1 protein-coding gene is annotated in these 566 nt (G+C 61.8%); it reads right to left on the bottom strand.

Annotated features, from left to right (window positions below):
* Positions 1–566 (bottom strand): porin (locus tag L981_RS33005; protein WP_043627265.1); only part of this gene is annotated, 566 nt, incomplete at both ends.

The raw sequence follows: 566 nt of genomic DNA on the forward strand, positions 1-566 counted from the left end.
CCGGGCCGAGGTCAGCCGAAAGCAGAGCGCGGATCGCGCCTTCTTCAACTTCGGTGTCGTAGCCGCCGAGCAGGTCGATGGAAACGCCACCGACCGTAGCCGAAACGATGGCTTCAACGCCAACGCCGTTGTTCTTGGTCGTTGCGCCTTCGAGTTCGTCGATGGCGATACCAGCCTGGAACGAACCGCCATCATAAAGGTAGGCGATCGAGTTGAACTCGGTGACGTTGCCGAGCGAGTCGGATTCGCCGTTCAGGCCCTTATCCCACCAGCTGTAGAAGAAACCGGCCTTGAGGCCGCCGAGCTGGATGTAGGCTTCATCGACGTCGATGCGGCTGTCGCCGGCGTCGGAGTCGTTGTCGGCGTTGAATTCAGCAGCGAAGAAGCCGGTGAGCGTGCCGAATTCGGTGTCGCTCTTGGCGTCGAACGAGATGTAAGCGCGCGAGAACGAATCCCAGTCAGACGTGCCGGCGTCGCCCCAGCCCTGACGGCCGTTGACTTCGTTCGGGCCGAAGGAGGTCTGGAAGCGGATGAAGCCGCCGATCTTGAGGCAGGTTTCGGTGCCC

The organism is Ensifer sp. ZNC0028 (genome assembly GCF_000799055.1).
Lineage (GTDB): Bacteria > Pseudomonadota > Alphaproteobacteria > Rhizobiales > Rhizobiaceae > Ensifer.